Here is a 14,110-nt window from a genome sequence, read left to right on the forward strand (position 1 = left end):
CGCGGCTGCGGATCCCGGTGCCGGGGTCACGAGGACCGAGCATCCGGCGCCGCAGCCCCACCGAGCAGCGCACACCCGAACACCGCACCCGAACCCCAAACCCCGAACCCCGAACCCCGAACCCCGAGGAGAACACCCATGAGCGAGAAGGTCGGGATCGTCTGGAACCCCTCGAAGGTCGAGGGCGAGAAGCTGCGCGCGGCGCTCGACCGCGCCCTCGCGAGCGCCTTCGCGGCGCCGCACGAGCGCCCCGAGTGCCTGTGGTTCGAGACGACCGAGCAGGATCCGGGCCAGGGAGCCGCGTCGACCGCGCTCGAAGCAGGATGCACGGTCGTGATCGCGGCCGGCGGCGACGGCACGGTGCGCGCGGTGGCCGAGCGGCTCGGGGAGTCCGGATCGCCGGCGGCCGACCTGGGCGTCGTGCCCCTCGGCACCGGCAACCTGCTCGCCCGCAACCTGGGGGTGCCGCTCGGCAATCCCCGGGCGGCGTTCGCGCGGGCGCTGACCGGCACCGGATCTCCGCTGGATCTGGGCGAGGTGCGCATCGCGCGCGCCGAGGGCGGCGGGCGCGAGGTCGTTTCCGAGCGCCACGGCTTCGTGGTGATGGTGGGCTTCGGCATCGACGCGCAGATGATCGTGGAGACCGACGACGAGCTCAAGGCGAAGACCGGCTGGCTGGCCTACGTCGAGTCGCTGGGGCGCGCCGCGACGGGCACCGAGGTCGTGGAGCTCTCGCTGCGGCTCGACGACGACGAGCCCGCCGTCGAGAACGCCCACACGGTGCTGGTCGCGAACTGCGGCAGCATCCAGGGCGGGATCACGCTGCTGCCCGACGCGCTCCCCGACGACGGCGAACTCGACCTGCTCGTGCTGCGCGCCGACGACGCCGGCGCGTGGCTCGACACGATGAAGAACATGGTGTGGGACAACGGCCTCAAGCGGCTCATCAGGGGCGGGGGCACGGCCGAGAGCTCGGGATCCACCGCGCACCTGCGCGCCCGCACGGTGCGCGCCGAACTGCCGCAGCCGCTCGCATTCGAGGTCGACGGCGACGATGTGGGCGAGGTGACCGCGTTCGAGGTGCGGATCCTGCCGTCCGCGCTGCGGGTGCGCTGAGCCCGGGCCATCCGCGACTCCCAGCCGGCTCTCCAGCGGTTCCGAGCTTCCTCATCGGGGCGGCTGCGAGGGTGGGATGCATCCCGCCCATCGCAGATCGTCCGCAGCGCAGAGGAGCAGCCCGTGCAGAAGTCCCAGAAGATCCTCATCGGCGCCGGAGCCGGCGTGCTCGCGCTCGCCGTGGCCGCGGCCGTCGCGGGGCCCATCATCTACCGCGACTTCATCGCCCCTCCCGCCGCCGATGCGCCGAGCCTCAGCGGCGACTCGAGCATGCTGGAGCCGACCGGCGGACCGCTCGACCCCGCCGCCCTGGTCGGGGAGTGGAGCGTCGCAGACGGTTCGGAGGCGGGGTACCGCGTCGACGAGGTGCTGAACGGCACCGACGTCACGGTGACCGGGCGCACGAGCGACGTCTCGGGGACGTTCACGGTCGGCGAGGACGGCCTCACCCTCGAGGCCGCCGAGCTCACGGTCGACGTCGCCTCGATCAGCACCGACAGCCCGCAGCGCGACGCGTACTTCCGCGACAGCGCGCTGCGCGCCTCCGAGCACCCGACGGCCACGTTCACCCTCACCGAGCCCGTCACCCTCGACGCGGCCCCCGAGGAGGGCGACGTGGCGCAGGCCACCGCGACCGGCGAGCTCACGATCGCCGGGGTCACGCAGCTCGTCACCGCCGAGGTGCAGGTGCGGGGCTCCGCGGGAGTCGACGGCGCGGGCGCCGTGGCCGAGATCGCGGGCAGCATCCCCATCGTCTTCGCCGACTTCGGCGTCGAGGCGCCGAGCCTCGGCTTCGTGCAGGTGGAGCCCGAGGGCTTCGTCGAGTTCCAGCTCACCGCCGAGCAGGGGTGATCGCGCTCCCCCGAGTTCGCCGACTCGGCCTATTCGTATCGAGTCGGCCTATGATTTGCGCGAAGAACAGGCCGGCTCGATACGAATAGGTCGACTCGATGGAGCGACCCCGCGTGAGCCCTATCCGTCCGCGAGATCCTGCGCCGACTTCGGCAGCTTGCGCACGCGGGCGCGCCGCCGGCGGCGCTCGGGGATCATCGAGCGCATCTCCTCGAGCCTGCCGAAGCACAGCAGACGGTCCTCGGCCTCGAGCACCACGTGCTTGCGAGGGTTCGGGATCACCTGCACCCCGCGGTGCAGCGTGAGCACGGTGATGTCGCGATCCCACAGCCCGAGATCTCCGAGCGTCTTGCCGACGTGCTCGGAGCCGTGCATGGTGAGCTCGGCCACGCCGTACCCGGTGGAGACGCTCAGGCGCTGCCGCACGTCGATCTCGGGGAAGTCGACCTGCCCCCCGATGTAGTCGATGATCGCGCCGGCGACGTCGAGGCCGGTGGCCTGCTCGATGCCCTGCAGCCCCGGCGAGGAGTTGACCTCCATCACGAGCGGGCCCTCATCGCCCTCGAGCATGTCGACGCCCGCCACGCGCAGCCCCATGATCTGGGCGGCGCGCACGGCGACCTGCTCGTAGGCGGGGTCGAGCTGCACGGGCTCGACGGTGCCGCCGCGGTGCACGTTCGAGCGGAACTCGTCCCCGCTGGCGCGGCGGCGCATGGCGGCGACGACACGATCCCCGACCACGAGCGCGCGCACGTCCCGCCCGCGGCTCTCGGCGACGAAGCGCTGGATGAGCACGTTCTGACGAGTGGAGTGGAGCGTCTCGATGATGGCCTCGGCCACCTTCACCTGCGGCGCGAGGATCACGCCGATGCCCTGGGTGCCCTCGAGCAGCTTGATCACGACGGGCGCGCCGCCCACGCTCTCGATCGCCGCCCGCACGTCGGCGCGGTTGCGCACGAACGCGGTCGCGGGCATGTCGATGTTGTGGCGGGAGAGGATCTGGATGGCGCGCAGCTTGTCGCGCGCGTTCGAGATGCCGCCCGCGGTGTTCGGGGTGTAGACGTCCATCTGCTCGAACTGGCGCACGACCGCGGTGCCGAAGTAGGTGATGGAGCTGCCGATGCGGGGCAGGATCGCGTCGTAGTCGCTCAGCTGTTTGCCGCGGTACAGCAGATCGGGCTCGTCGCCGGCGAGGTCGATGGCGAAGCGCAGCGTGTTGAGCACCCTGGCCGTGTGTCCGCGCTGCTCGGCTGCTGCCTGCAGCCGCTGCGTCGAGTACGCCTGCGGGGCGCGCGAAAGAATCGCGAGTTTCACCGTGATTTCCTGCCAAGATAGATGCGTGACCGTACCCGACCATTCAAGCACCCTCACGGGCTGGCGTGAATGGGTGTCGCTGCCGGGTATCGGCGTTCCGTGGGTCAAGGCGAAGGTGGACACCGGCGCGCAGACCTCGGCGCTGCACGCGACGGAGATCGAGGAGTTCGAGCGCGACGGCGAGTCGTGGGTGCGATTCCTGGTGCAGCCGTGGCAGCTCACCGAGGAGGACGCGGTCGCGGTCGAGCTGCCGGTGCACGACCGCCGCACGGTGCGCAGCTCGTCGGGGCACTCGCAGCTGCGACCGGTGGTGCTGATGGACGTCGGCCTCGCGGGCCGGGTCATCGAGGCCGAGGTGACGCTGACGGATCGCGACGAGATGGTGTTCCGCATGCTCATCGGCCGCGAGGCGCTGCGCCGGGGGTTCGTCGTCGACTCGGCCGCGTCGTTCCTGGGCGGCAAGCCGCCGCGGGGCGTCCGGCGCCGCAATCGCGGCCGCGCCTAGGGGTCGACCGGTGCGCTACGTCGGCGTCGACCTCGCGCGCTTCCTCGCCATCGTCGGCATGATGGCGGCGCACCTCGTCGGCTTCGCCGTCTGGGATCCCGCCGCCTCACAGTTCGCACTTGACGCGGCGGAGTTCACGGACACCCTCACGGAGGGGATCGCCGCGCCGCTCTTCGCCGTGCTCGGCGGGCTGAGTTCGGTCTTCGCGACGCGCCGGCTGCTGCGCGAGCACCGCATGGGGGCGGCGGTCGCCGCCGTAGCGCTGCGCGGCGCGCTGCTCGTGCTCATCGGCCTGCTGCTCGGCATGATCGAGAACCCCGTCGTGGTGGTGCTCGCCTACTACGGGGCGGCGATGATGCTGGTCGCGCCGTTGATCGCGGCGCGCGGCTGGCTGATCGGCGCGGTCGCGACGGTGCTCGGGATCGCGGGCGGGACGTGGAACTCGGCCGCCCGGGCGGCCCTCGACGTCGACGGCTTCGAGGGCCGGTCCGTCACCTTCGAGACGTTCGGCGACGACTGGGTCGAGGCGGTGCGCGCGCTGCTGCTCACGGGCGTCTACCCGGCGATCACCTGGTCGGTCTACCTGCTGGTGGGGGTGCTCGTCGGCCGGCTGCTCGTGGCGGGCGCTCAGCGGGTGCGGCTGGGCCGGGTCTCGGCGGTGCTCGCCGGGGGCGGTGCGCTGCTCGCGGTCGTGGCCCAGCTGGTCTCGAACCTGGTGATCTCGGAGCCGGCCTCGTTCGGGCTGACCGGGGGCGCCGCCGCGGCCGATCCCGAGCTGCTCGTCGAGTCCGCCTCCGGAGCGCCGCTCGCGCCCGAGCTGTGGGCGCAACTGCTCGCGACGCCCCACTCGGGTTCGCCCGTCGATCTGCTGCGCACCCTCGGCATCGCGTTCGCCGTGATCGGCCTGCTCGTGCTGCTGTGCGACAGCGGAGGCCGGGCCGGCACGGCCGTCGCCCGGCGCGCGCCGGGGCGCCTGCTCGACGCCGTGCGCGCCGCGGGTGCGGCGCCGCTCACGATCTACGCGCTGCACGTGATCGCGACCGGCTGGCTGCTGGGGCCGGTGATGGAGGATCCCGGCCTGCTGCTCGACGGGCTGCCGTGGTGGTCCTCGGGGCTCGGGGCCTTCCTGCTGCAGCTGGCCGGTGTGCTCGGGATCGGCGCGATCCTGTCGGCGACCGGCCGTCGCGGCCCGCTCGAGGCGGTGCTCTCGGGCGCGGTGCGCGTCGCGGTGCGGGCCTAGCCTGGTCGTCCCCGGCGGCTCGGATCGGTGCGGCCTTGCACGGCGAAGAACGTCCGCTCTGCGCGGGAGTCGGGCCGAGCGGCCCCGCTACTGCGTGATCGCGATCGCCCGGATGGGGCTCGCGCTCGACCCCTCGAGCGGCAGGGGCATCCCCACGAACTCGAAGCGGTGCGCGGGGATCCGGTCGATGCCCGTGAGGTTCTCGATGATGGCGATGAAGTCGTCGGGGGCGAGCCCGAGCGACCCCGGCCGCAGGTAGTTCATGTGCACGGGGGCGGAGAGCGCGCCGGCCGTGGTCTCGACCGTCGCACAGTCGATGCCCACGGTGCGGGCGCCGCGCCCGCGCAGCCACTCGCCGGCCTCCTTCGTGAGGCCCATGTGCTCATCGAGGTACTTCCGGGGATCGCTCTCGTAGTAACGCGACCAGCCCGTGTGGATCAGCACGATGTCACCCGGCCGGATGCGCTCGCCCGAGGCCTGCTCGGCGCGCTCGAGCACCTCGGGCGTGATCTCGCCGCGCGGCCCGAACACCGCCGTGCAGTCGAGCCACACGGCGGTGCCGTACCCGCACTCGATCGGCATGCGCTCCGCCGAGTACTCGGTGTCGGGGTCGCCGTGGAAGACCGAGTCCATGTGGGTGCCGGTGTTGCCGTTCATCACCCACTGCTCGTTCTGGAATGAGAGGCGGCGGCCGTCGTAGGGGTTGAAGCGCTCAGCGTGCGCGTAGGCCCAGTGGTTGAGCGATCCCACGAGCTTCACCGGGGTTCTGCCGTGGGTGGGGTGCCCCGCCATGCCCTCCCGGATCGTGTGCGTGAGATCGGTTACCTGCTTCGACATGCCGCCGCCTTTCAGTCCAGTCGCACCCTAGCGCGGATCAGCGCGCTTCGCCCCAGGCGGGGAGGGGCACGTTCGCCGGCTCGGAGAGTGCGAGATCGGCCGGGTAGACGGGCACGATCTCGCCGTTCTGCCACTGGCTCACGAAGTAGAACGCCCGCTCGTTCTGGCCGTTCTCGTCGAATGCCAGGCCAATGGTCGCCATGACCTCGACGCGGTTCAACGACGACTACCGCGCCTCGATCCCCGTGGGCCGCCTCGGCACCGCCGCCGACGTCGCGCGCGCCGTCGCATTCCTCACCGACGCGGAGTCCGGCTTCATCACCGGCACCACGACCGACGTCAACGGAGGCGGCCACATGCAGTGACGGCGAGTGTGACGCCGCTTTACTCGCCGGCTCGCGCCGCCACCGCACCGCGGGGCAGCATGGGGGCATGACCGCAGCCGACTGTCTCCGCAGCGCCGACGCCCGAGCCGCGCAGGCCGACCCCAGCGGGGTGCCCTTCGCCGAGCTCGACCCGGCCCTGCTGCGCGAGCGGCGCACCAGCATCAAGTGGACCCGCTTCCCCGCCGACGTGCTGCCGCTCTTCGTCGCCGAGATGGACTTCGCCGTCGCCCCCGAGATCCGCGACGCGCTCACCGCCCGCATCGAGGCCTCCGACATCGGCTACCTCGACGGCCCCGGCCCCCTCGCCCCCGCCTTCGCCGGCTTCGCTCGCGACCGCTGGGGCTGGGAGGTGCCGCACGATCACGTGCACCTGGCCACCGACGTCGCCACCGGCATCGTCGAGTCGCTGCGAGTCTTCAGACCGAACGGCGGCCGCATCGCGCTGCCCACCCCCGTCTACCCCGGCTTCTTCGAGATGCTCGAGGAGGTGCCGTTCGAGATCGTCGAGATCCCGCTCGTGCCGTCGCGCGAACCCGAGCCGGCCCCCGAGCGCGGGCCCCGCCCCGAGCACGGCAGCCCGACCGCGAACGGGACCGCGCCCCGCCTCGACCTCGCCGCGATCGAGCGCGCCTTCGCCGACGATCCCGGCATCGACGCCTTCCTGCTCTGCAACCCGCACAACCCCCACGGTCTCGCGCACCGAGCGGAAGACCTCGCCGCGCTGGCGCGCCTCGCGGCCGAGCACGACGTGTTCGTGCTCTCCGACGAGATCCACGCCCCGCTCGCCTTCGCCGGCGAGCCATTCACACCGTTCGCCCCGCTCGCCGCCGAGGCCGGTGCCCTTGCCGCGATCGCCACCTCCGCCAGCAAGGGCTGGAACCTGGCCGGCGCCAAGTGCTCGGTGATCGTCGCCGCCGACGAGCGCGCGAACGCGGTGCTGCGCGGGCTGCCTCCCGAGACCGTCACCCGCGCCAGCATCCTCGGCCTCCACGCCGGGGTCGCGGCGTTCTCCGAGGCCCGCGACTGGCTCGACCGCGCCGTCGCGCAGGTCGAGCGGAACGAGCGGCTGCTCGGCGAACTGGCGGCCGAGCACCTGCCGGGGGTGCGGCTCACCCGGCCCCGGGCCGGCTACCTGGCCTGGCTCGACTTCCGAGAGGCCGGCCTCGGCGGCGACCCCTGCTCGCGCATCCTCGAGGAGGCGCGGGTGGCGCTGAACGACGGCCGCCACTTCGGCGCCGGCGGGGCGGGGCACGTGCGCCTCAACCTCGCCTGCGCCCCCGACACGATCCGAGAGGCCGTCGCGCGCATCTCGGCGATCCTGCCCCACTCCTCGAAGGAGCCCCGATGACCGAGAACGTTGCGCAGCCGATCTACGACTGGGAGGGCTTCGGCTTCGACACCCGACAGGTGCACGCCGGCGAGTACCCCGACAAGAACAGCGGGCTGCGCGTGCCGCCGATCGCGCTCTCCGCCGGATACCTCTTCGACGACTTCGACGACCAGGTGAACCGCTTCAACGGCAGCATCCACTGGCGATCCGACGAACATCCCGGCCACGGAGAGCCCGGCGGCTTCTCCCCCAGCGAGCACGCTCCGATCTACTCGCGGCAGGGCAACCCCACCAACTGGGTGGCCGAGGAGCGGCTCGCCTCGCTCGAGGGCGGCACCGTGTCGGTGGCCGTGGCGAGCGGGCAGGCCGCCATCTCGGCGGCGCTCTTCGCACTCGCGCAGCAGGGCGACCACATCGTCTCGACCGGATCGATCTACGGCGGCACCCGCATCCTGTTCGGCCGCAGCTTCAAGCGCTTCGGCATCGAGTTCGACTACGTGTGGGACGCCGACGACGACGCCGAGTGGGAGCGCGCGATCCGTCCGAACACGAAGGCGATCTACACCGAGACGATCCCGAACCCCCGCAACGACATCACCGACCTGCGCCGCATCGCCGAGGTCGCAGCCCGCCACAACCTGCCGGTCGTGGTCGACAACACCGTCGGCACACCCGCGCTGATCCGGCCGTTCGAACACGGCGCGAACATCGTGGTGCACTCGACGACGAAGTTCCTCACCGGGCACGGCGCCGCGGTGGGCGGAGCCGTCATCGACGGCGGCAACTTCGACTGGGACGCCGCCGAGCGCGCGGGTCGCAGCTACCCGCTCATCACGCAGTCGTCGCGGCCGGGAGTGCCCTCGATGCTGGATCGCTTCGGCAGGGGCGCCTACGCGCGCGCCGTACGCGAGTCGGTCGTCAACGACATCGGCCCGACGCTGTCGCCCTTGCACGGATTCCTGCTGCACCAGGGCATGGAGACGCTGTCGCTGCGCATGGAGCGCCACGTCACCTCATCGCTGCGGGTCGCCGCCTGGCTGGAGCAGCAGCCCGAGGTGCTCTCGGTCGACTACGCCGGACTGCCCTCGAGCCCCCTGCACGAGCTCGCGGTGCGCGACTACGGCGCCGACGACGCGGGCCGCGGCCGCACCGGCTCGGTGTTCGGCGTGACCGTGCGCGGCGGCGTCGACGGGGCGCGAGCACTCGTCAACGGGGTGCGCGTCTTCTCGCGCATGACCGGTATCGGCGACACGCGCTCGATGATCATCCACCCGCTCACCTCGACCCACGGCACGTTCTCACCCGAGATCAACGAGCGGCTCGGGATCGCCCCCGGCCTCCTGCGGCTGTCGGTCGGGCTCGAGTCGGCCGACGACCTGATCCGAGACCTGCGGGGCGCGCTCGACCGCGTCGCCGCGCTGTAACCGGGCCCAGTCGACCGGCCCGCGGACCCGACGCGTCGCGGGCGCTACGCGTCGCGGGCGGCGGCCCGCGCCGCGGCGACGGCCTCGGGACTCGCCGTGTACTGGTGCTCGGGCCCGGGGAACCCGCCCGAGCGCACGTCGTCGGCGTAAGCCGAGATGGCGGCGACCGTGTCGTCCCCGATCGACCCGTAGCGCTTCACGAACTTGGCGGTGCGCCCCTCGGTCACCCCGAGCAGGTCGTGCAGCACGAGCACCTGCCCCTCCGCGGGCCCCGCGCCGATGCCGATGACCGGGATCTCGAGCGCCTCGCGCAGCACCGCGGTCACCTCGGTGGGCACGGCCTCGGCGACCACGCAGAAGGCACCCGCCCGCTGCACGCCGATCGCCTCCTCGACCACGCGTGCGGCGCTCGCCTCGGTGCGGCCCTGGGCGCGCAGACCACCGAGCGCGGTCGCGGTCTGCGGGGTGAGGCCCACGTGCCCCACCACCGGGATGCCCGCGGCGACGATGGCTCCGATGCGGCTCAGCTGCGCAGCGCCGCCGCCCTCGAGCTTGACGGCGTCGGCGCCGGCCTCCTTGACGAAGCGCACCGCGGTGGCGACGGCCTGGGCGTCGCTCTGCTCGGTCGATCCGAAAGGCACGTCGCACACGAGGAAGGCGCTCTCGGTGCCCCGGCGCACGGCCTTCGCGAGGGTGAGCATCTCGTCGACGGTCACCTCGGCGGTCGACGGGTAGCCGAGCACCACCTGCGCGCCGGAGTCTCCGACGAGCACCATGTCGACGCCGGCGCGCTCGGCGGCTCGCGCACCGGGGAAGTCGTAGGCCGTCACCATGACGATCGCCTCGCCGGTGCGGCCCCGCTCGAGCAGGCTCGGGATGGTCACCTTGGGCATCTCAGCACTCCCTACCGCCGCCCGGGCCCGTCGCCCAGCAGCACGTTGTCGATGAGCCGCACGTCGCCGACGCGCGCGGCGATGGCGCAGAGCGTCGGCTCCGTCACCCGCTGCACCGCCTCCAGGGTATCGGGCTGCACGAGGGCGAGGTACTCCGCGTCGACACCGCTCTGCGCGAGCGCGGCCTCGCCGCGGGCGAGCAGGGCGGCGGCGTCGGTCTCGCCGGCTCGCGCGGCCTCCGCGATCGCGTCGAGCGCGCGCGGGATCGCGAGGGCCCGGATTCGCTGCTCGGCGCCGAGGCGCACGTTGCGGCTGGAGCGCGCGAGACCGTCTTCGTCGCGCGAGGTGGGGCAGGCGACGATGCGCACGGGGAGGCCGAGGTCGGCGACCATGCGGCGCACGACGACGAGCTGCTGCGCGTCCTTCTGCCCGAAGTAGGCGGCGTCCGGCGCCGCGGCGATGAGCAGCTTCGAGACGACGGTCGCGACGCCGTCGAAGTGCGCGGATCCGCGGCCGGCGCCCTCGAGCGTCTCGGTGATGGCGCCCGAGACGTGCACGGTCGTCGCGAAGCCGCCGGGGTAGAGCTCGGCCGCGTCGGGCGCGAAGACGAGGTCGACTCCCGCGCCCTCGGCGAGGGCGGCGTCGCGCCCCTCCTCCCGCGGGTAGGCGGCGAGGTCGGCGGCGTCGGTGAACTGCTTGGGGTTCACGAAGATCGAGAGCATCACGAAGCCGTGCTCGGAGCGCGCGGCCCGCACGAGCGAGAGGTGCCCCTCGTGCAGGGCGCCCATCGTCGGCACGAGGGCCGCGGTCGAGCCGGCGGCCCTCGCCGCGGCGACGGCCTCGCGCAGCTCGCGCACGGTGCGAACGATCCTCATGCGGGTGTCTCCTTGTCTGCGGGCGGCGTGCCGTTCGTCGGGGCTCCCCCGTGCCTCGGATCCGATCCTCGACCCTCGTCCGAGACACGGGAGCGACCCGACGAACGGGAGGGCGCGGGATCGGGCGAGCCTGGTGACGACGCCCCGGTGGCAGCGGGATCCGGATCGGCGGGCCGGCCCGCGAGTCGGCGCGTCTCCGCAGCGAGCGCGTCGAACAGGCGCAGCCGATCCGGCATCCGCTCTGCGACCGCCGCGCGCTGCAGCTGCACGGTCGCCTCGTCTCCGCGCGCGATCGGCCCGGTGAGCGCGGCCTCGGCGCCGCGCTCGCCCCAGTTGCGCAGCGCCGCCTCCGCGAGCGGCCGCAGGGCGTCTCGCGGCACCCCCGCACCGGCCGCGAGCTGCTCGGCGAAGCCCTCGAGTGCGACGAGGAAGTTCGAGGCGATCGCCGCCGCCGCGTGGTACGCGGCGCGATCCTCGTCCCGCACCCGGATAGCCTCGAGCCCGAGCGCGACGGCGAGCCGCTGCGCGACGGCGAGCGCCCGCTCATCGGAGCCGTCGACCGCGGCGTGCGCCCCGGAGAAGGAGGTACCCGCCCCCAGCACGGTGAGCAGCGGATGCAGCGAGAAGGCCGGGTGGGGCCGCAACGCGTCGAGCCCCGTCGCCCCGGAGCAGTGCCCCACCACCGGGCCGGGGGCGATGAGCCCCGCGGCCTCGGCGATCGCGGCGTCGGGTACGGCCAGCAGCACGGCGTCGACCGGGCGGCCGTCGGCATCGGTGCCGTCGGCGCCCCTGCCCCCGAGGGGCAGCACGTCGATGCCGGCCTCTCCCAGCGCGTGCGCGAGCGCTGAGCCCACGCGGCCGCGTCCGACGACCTGCACGCGCATGCCCGCTACAGCTCCAGCCCGTAGAGGTTGGGCTCGGGGGCGAGGATCACGCCGAACTCCTGCTGCACCCGCTGCACCACGAAGCGCGCGAGCTCGGCCACCTGCGCGGCGGTGGCCCCGCCGCGGTTGGTGATGGCGAGCGTGTGCTTCGACGAGATCGCCGCGCCGGATCCCGGCAGGCGGAACCCGCGCGGCACCCCCGAGTTCTCGATCAGCCAGGCTGCGGAGAGCTTGATGCGGCGCTCGGGGGCGGGCTGCGGGAAGCGCATCGGCACCCCCGCGGCCAGCTCCTCGAGCGTGGTGACGGCGGGGGCGGGCTCGTCGTCGCCGACCGGGAAGCGGGGGGCGTTCTCGGGGAGCGTACGCGCGAAGCGCTCGGTGACGATGGGGTTGGTGAAGAACGATCCGGCGCTCCAGGTGTCGTGATCGTCAGGATCGAGCACCATACCCTTCGAGGCCCGCAGCCGCAGCACCGCGTCCCTGAGCTGCCGCACCGGCACGCGGTCGCCCGTCTCGACGCCGAGGGCCGCGGCGAGCTGGGCGTAGCGCACGGGCTCGGAGAGCTTTTCGAATGCATTTTGTCGCTCGACGNGAAGCCAAGCAAAAAGGATTTCGAAAAGGCTCGACGGCCGCACCCGCCGAGAGCAGCAGGTCGATGGAGAGCACGACGCCCTCGAGACCGCGCTTGATCGCGGAGTCGCGGTAGCCCAGCTGCAGCTGCTCCGCGGCGAGGCGCTGCACCTCTCCGCTCTCGCGGTCGAGGAACTCGATCGAGTGCAGCACGTCGGAGAGCTCCTGGCCGTACGCGCCGATGTTCTGCACGGGAGCCGCTCCCGCGAGGCCGGGGATGCCCGACAGCGCCTCGACGCCCGACCAGCCGCGCTCGACGCACGCCGCGACGAGCGCGTCCCAGTCGTGCCCGGCCTGCACGCGCAGCCGAACGCGACCCTCGGGCTGCTCGGGGTCGTCCACGACCTCCATGCCCGTGCTGCGCACGAGCAGCACCGCGCCCGGGAATCCCTCGTCGTTCATCACCGTGTTCGATCCGCCACCGAGCAGCAGCCAGGGCTCGTCGCCATGCCAGAGCTCGGTCGCGCAGCGCACGAGCTCGTCGCCGCTGCGGGCGACCAGGATGCGCTCGGCGGGGCCGCCGACGCGCATCGTGGTCAGCTGCGAGAGAGGCGTGTCGTCGCCGATCGTCTCAGAGGCGCCCGGGTCGGATTCCGCCGCATCCGCGGCCGAGGGCCGAGTCACGCGAACGCCGCCAGCAGCTGGGCCTTGCCCAGCACCGTCGATCCGTCGAAGACGACCTTGAGGTCGATGCGGGCGGTGCGCGCCTCGGCGTCGATGGCGGCGACGGTCGCGGTGACCGCGATCGCGGCGCCCTCGCTCGCGTCGACGGGAACGGGGCGCGTGAAGCGCGACTGGAAGTCAGCCACCCAGGCCGCGGCGCCCAGCCAGTCGGTGACGACCGAGCCGGCCGCCCCCATGGTGAGCATGCCGTGGGCGAGCACGCCGGGCAGCCCGACCGACTGCGCCACGTCGTCGCGGTAGTGGATGGGGTTGAAGTCGCCCGATGCGCCCGCGTAGCGCACGAGGCTGTCGCGGGTGAGGCGCGACTCGCGCTCGGCGACCACGTCGCCCACGCTCAGTTGCTCGAAGACCGGTGCCGCGCTCATGCGTCTTCCCCTCTCACCACGAGCGTCGAGATCGCTGTGACCACGTGCGCTCCGGAGGCGTCGGAGATGCTGCTCGACGCCGTGACCATCGAGTTGCCGCCGAGCTGCTTGACCGCGGCGATCGTGAGGGTCGCGGTCAGCTCGTCGCCCGCGACGATCGGGCGGGTGTAGCTGAAGCGCTGATCCCCGTGCACGACGCGCGAGAAATCGACGCCCGCTTCTTCGTCGGCGAGCAGCTGGGCCAGCGTCGACTCCTGCACCACCACGGCGAAGGTGGGGGGCGCCACGACGTCGGCGTACCCGGCGGCGCGGGCGGCCTCGGGGTCGAGGTGCAGCGGGGAGTCGCTCTGCACGGCGCGCGCGAACTCGCGCACCTTCTCGCGACCCACCAGATACGGGGCGGTCGGCGGGTACACCCGGCCTTGGATCTCTGGATTCACCACGGCGCCAGTCTACAGCGCCGCTCCTCCCGCCCCCTCCTCTGCCTCCCTTCTCTCCCCGGCCCGCGCTCCCTCCTCACTCCGTCCCGCCTCCGCCCTCCTCGACTCCCCGCCCCGGCCTCTCTCCCTCCTCATCTCTCCCTTCTCCCCGCCTTCTCTCCTTCTCCTCTCTCGCCTCCCTCTCCCCTCTCCCCTCTCCCCTCTCGCCTCCCTCTCGCCTCCCTCTCCTCTCTCCCCTCTCCCCTCTCGCCCTCTCGCACTCCTCATCCCTCTCCCCTCTTCCCTCTCGCCCTCCTCATCCCTCTCCCCTTTCCCGGCTTTCTCTCCTCCTCCCT

At 72.9% G+C, this 14,110-nt stretch carries 18 protein-coding genes; 7 read left to right on the plus strand and 11 right to left on the minus strand.

The features are described 5' to 3' along the window. The first annotated feature begins 138 nt into the window (after window positions 1-138). Both H490_RS22545 and H490_RS22550 read left to right on the plus strand, forming a co-directional pair. The gene (locus H490_RS22545; RefSeq protein ID WP_017883719.1) at window positions 139-1,116 is read left to right on the plus strand and encodes a diacylglycerol/lipid kinase family protein; all 978 of its coding nucleotides are present in this window, start codon (window positions 139-141) and stop codon (window positions 1,114-1,116) included. A 123-nt stretch (window positions 1,117-1,239) separates the two neighbouring features. Then, complete coding sequence (locus tag H490_RS22550) at window positions 1,240-1,968, plus strand: YceI family protein (protein WP_017883720.1); 729 nt, start codon at window positions 1,240-1,242, stop codon at window positions 1,966-1,968. A 120-nt stretch (window positions 1,969-2,088) separates the two neighbouring features. Here the strand turns inward: H490_RS22550 and H490_RS22555 are convergent, their stop codons facing one another. Next, entirely contained in the window at window positions 2,089-3,282 is a 1,194-nt protein-coding gene (locus tag H490_RS22555) for a RimK family alpha-L-glutamate ligase (protein ID WP_017883721.1), read from the minus strand. Window positions 3,283-3,307: 25 nt separating this feature from the next. Here H490_RS22555 and H490_RS22560 point away from each other — a divergent pair, with 25 nt between their 5' ends. After that, entirely contained in the window at window positions 3,308-3,787 is a 480-nt protein-coding gene (locus tag H490_RS22560) for an ATP-dependent zinc protease (RefSeq protein ID WP_081611621.1), read from the plus strand. 10 nt (window positions 3,788-3,797) lie between these two features. After that, entirely contained in the window at window positions 3,798-5,027 is a 1,230-nt protein-coding gene (locus H490_RS22565) for a heparan-alpha-glucosaminide N-acetyltransferase domain-containing protein (RefSeq protein ID WP_017883723.1), read from the plus strand. A gap of 87 nt (window positions 5,028-5,114) precedes the next feature. On the opposite strand, the gene H490_RS22570 is transcribed toward H490_RS22565, so the two are convergent. Together H490_RS22570 and H490_RS32330 are read right to left on the minus strand one after the other, a co-directional pair. Beyond that, a complete protein-coding gene (locus tag H490_RS22570; protein WP_017883724.1) occupies window positions 5,115-5,864 on the minus strand; it encodes a cyclase family protein in 750 nt (249 codons plus the stop codon). A gap of 37 nt (window positions 5,865-5,901) precedes the next feature. Beyond that, window positions 5,902-6,066, minus strand: coding sequence for a hypothetical protein (locus H490_RS32330; RefSeq protein WP_017883725.1), 165 nt, complete (start codon window positions 6,064-6,066; stop codon window positions 5,902-5,904). On the opposite strand from H490_RS32330, the gene H490_RS31670 reads away from it, so the two are divergent. From H490_RS31670 to H490_RS22580, 3 genes are all read left to right on the plus strand, one after another. After that, the gene (locus H490_RS31670) at window positions 6,065-6,229 is read left to right on the plus strand and encodes an SDR family oxidoreductase (RefSeq protein WP_017883726.1); all 165 of its coding nucleotides are present in this window, start codon (window positions 6,065-6,067) and stop codon (window positions 6,227-6,229) included. The genes H490_RS32330 and H490_RS31670 overlap by 2 nt on opposite strands. A 67-nt stretch (window positions 6,230-6,296) precedes the next feature. Then, entirely contained in the window at window positions 6,297-7,598 is a 1,302-nt protein-coding gene (locus H490_RS22575) for a MalY/PatB family protein (protein ID WP_017883727.1), read from the plus strand. Then, the gene (locus H490_RS22580; RefSeq protein ID WP_017883728.1) at window positions 7,595-9,004 is read left to right on the plus strand and encodes an O-acetylhomoserine aminocarboxypropyltransferase/cysteine synthase family protein; all 1,410 of its coding nucleotides are present in this window, start codon (window positions 7,595-7,597) and stop codon (window positions 9,002-9,004) included. The genes H490_RS22575 and H490_RS22580 overlap by 4 nt, the downstream gene beginning before the upstream one ends. 44 nt (window positions 9,005-9,048) lie before the next feature. Here the strand turns inward: H490_RS22580 and panB are convergent, their stop codons facing one another. From panB to H490_RS32335, 8 genes are all read right to left on the minus strand, one after another. Then, window positions 9,049-9,897, minus strand: coding sequence for a 3-methyl-2-oxobutanoate hydroxymethyltransferase (gene panB, locus H490_RS22585; protein ID WP_017883729.1), 849 nt, complete (start codon window positions 9,895-9,897; stop codon window positions 9,049-9,051). 11 nt (window positions 9,898-9,908) lie between these two features. Next, the gene (gene panC, locus H490_RS22590; protein ID WP_017883730.1) at window positions 9,909-10,772 is read right to left on the minus strand and encodes a pantoate--beta-alanine ligase; all 864 of its coding nucleotides are present in this window, start codon (window positions 10,770-10,772) and stop codon (window positions 9,909-9,911) included. Then, window positions 10,769-11,656 carry a Rossmann-like and DUF2520 domain-containing protein gene (locus H490_RS22595; RefSeq protein ID WP_017883731.1) on the minus strand — a complete coding sequence of 296 codons (888 nt, stop codon included), beginning with the start codon at window positions 11,654-11,656 and terminating at the stop codon, window positions 10,769-10,771. Before H490_RS22595 ends, panC begins: the two co-directional genes overlap by 4 nt. A 5-nt stretch (window positions 11,657-11,661) precedes the next feature. Further along, entirely contained in the window at window positions 11,662-12,102 is a 441-nt protein-coding gene (locus tag H490_RS32890) for a hypothetical protein (RefSeq protein WP_306408428.1), read from the minus strand. Continuing rightward, window positions 12,086-12,910, minus strand: a complete 825-nt coding sequence (locus H490_RS32895; RefSeq protein WP_306408429.1) for an FAD-binding protein — start codon at window positions 12,908-12,910, stop codon at window positions 12,086-12,088. The genes H490_RS32890 and H490_RS32895 overlap by 17 nt, the downstream gene beginning before the upstream one ends. Further along, window positions 12,907-13,335, minus strand: a complete 429-nt coding sequence (locus H490_RS22605; protein WP_017883732.1) for a MaoC/PaaZ C-terminal domain-containing protein — start codon at window positions 13,333-13,335, stop codon at window positions 12,907-12,909. The genes H490_RS32895 and H490_RS22605 overlap by 4 nt, the downstream gene beginning before the upstream one ends. Then, window positions 13,332-13,778: a MaoC family dehydratase N-terminal domain-containing protein gene (locus H490_RS22610; RefSeq protein ID WP_017883733.1), complete on the minus strand. Its 447-nt coding sequence runs from the start codon at window positions 13,776-13,778 to the stop codon at window positions 13,332-13,334. The genes H490_RS22605 and H490_RS22610 overlap by 4 nt, the downstream gene beginning before the upstream one ends. A 9-nt stretch (window positions 13,779-13,787) precedes the next feature. Continuing rightward, the coding region (locus tag H490_RS32335) for a hypothetical protein (RefSeq protein ID WP_193743396.1) at window positions 13,788-14,110 on the minus strand (323 nt) is incomplete at its 5' end.

This window comes from Leucobacter sp. UCD-THU (assembly GCF_000349545.1).
GTDB classification, from domain to species: Bacteria; Actinomycetota; Actinomycetes; order Actinomycetales; family Microbacteriaceae; genus Leucobacter; species Leucobacter muris.

What these genes read in the sequence shown, in the direction of transcription:
- H490_RS22545 (WP_017883719.1), top strand. Translation starts at nt 139, where the DNA reads ATGAGCGAGAAGGTCGGGATCGTCTGGAACCCCTCGAAGGTCGAGGGC.
- H490_RS22570 (WP_017883724.1), bottom strand. Translation starts at nt 5,864, where the DNA reads ATGTCGAAGCAGGTAACCGATCTCACGCACACGATCCGGGAGGGCATG.
- H490_RS31670 (WP_017883726.1), top strand. Translation starts at nt 6,065, where the DNA reads ATGACCTCGACGCGGTTCAACGACGACTACCGCGCCTCGATCCCCGTG.
- H490_RS32330 (WP_017883725.1), bottom strand. Translation starts at nt 6,066, where the DNA reads ATGGCGACCATTGGCCTGGCATTCGACGAGAACGGCCAGAACGAGCGG.
- H490_RS22575 (WP_017883727.1), top strand. Translation starts at nt 6,297, where the DNA reads ATGACCGCAGCCGACTGTCTCCGCAGCGCCGACGCCCGAGCCGCGCAG.
- H490_RS22580 (WP_017883728.1), top strand. Translation starts at nt 7,595, where the DNA reads ATGACCGAGAACGTTGCGCAGCCGATCTACGACTGGGAGGGCTTCGGC.
- panB (WP_017883729.1), bottom strand. Translation starts at nt 9,897, where the DNA reads ATGCCCAAGGTGACCATCCCGAGCCTGCTCGAGCGGGGCCGCACCGGC.
- panC (WP_017883730.1), bottom strand. Translation starts at nt 10,772, where the DNA reads ATGAGGATCGTTCGCACCGTGCGCGAGCTGCGCGAGGCCGTCGCCGCG.
- H490_RS22595 (WP_017883731.1), bottom strand. Translation starts at nt 11,656, where the DNA reads ATGCGCGTGCAGGTCGTCGGACGCGGCCGCGTGGGCTCAGCGCTCGCG.
- H490_RS32890 (WP_306408428.1), bottom strand. Translation starts at nt 12,102, where the DNA reads ATGGTGCTCGATCCTGACGATCACGACACCTGGAGCGCCGGATCGTTC.
- H490_RS22605 (WP_017883732.1), bottom strand. Translation starts at nt 13,335, where the DNA reads ATGAGCGCGGCACCGGTCTTCGAGCAACTGAGCGTGGGCGACGTGGTC.